The sequence below is a fragment of the Bremerella sp. JC817 genome (genome assembly GCF_040718835.1).
In the GTDB taxonomy this organism is placed as follows: Bacteria; Planctomycetota; Planctomycetia; order Pirellulales; family Pirellulaceae; genus Bremerella.
Window position 1 is genome coordinate 1 of record NZ_JBFEFG010000159.1, and the last position, 409, is coordinate 409.

At 64.8% G+C, this 409-nt stretch carries 1 protein-coding gene; it reads left to right on the forward strand.

Annotated elements, in window-relative coordinates:
• A partial coding sequence (locus AB1L30_RS00750) for a TonB-dependent receptor (protein WP_367011434.1) occupies positions 1–408 on the forward strand: 408 nt, incomplete at its 5' end.
• Position 409 lies beyond the last annotated feature (1 nt).

Below are 409 nucleotides of genomic sequence, written 5' to 3' on the forward strand. Positions count from 1 at the left end.
TGGCGCCCGATCGGTCCGTTGCTGGTCAATTTCGGCGGCGAGTACGAGTGGAGCGCGTTCGGCAGCGATAGCAGCGACCGGGTGACCACCAGCATCGGCGGCGTCTACGGACAGCTCGGGATCGAGTTCGGTCCGCTCTCGGGCCGCGCCGGCCTTCGTTACGACGATCATCAGGATTTCGGCGGTACAGCCAGCTTCGGTGCGGATTTCAGCTACGCGCTCGCGGACAATCTGCGGCTGCGCGCCAGCGTCGGCGAGGGCTTCAAGGCACCGTCGCTTTTCCAGCTTAATTCCGATTTCGGCTATCCGGCGCTGGACCCCGCGCAGAGCACCAGCTTCGACCTCGGCCTCGCCTATGGGGACCGTTCGCAGGATGGCTATGCCGGTCTGCGGTTGGTGGTATTGTGAC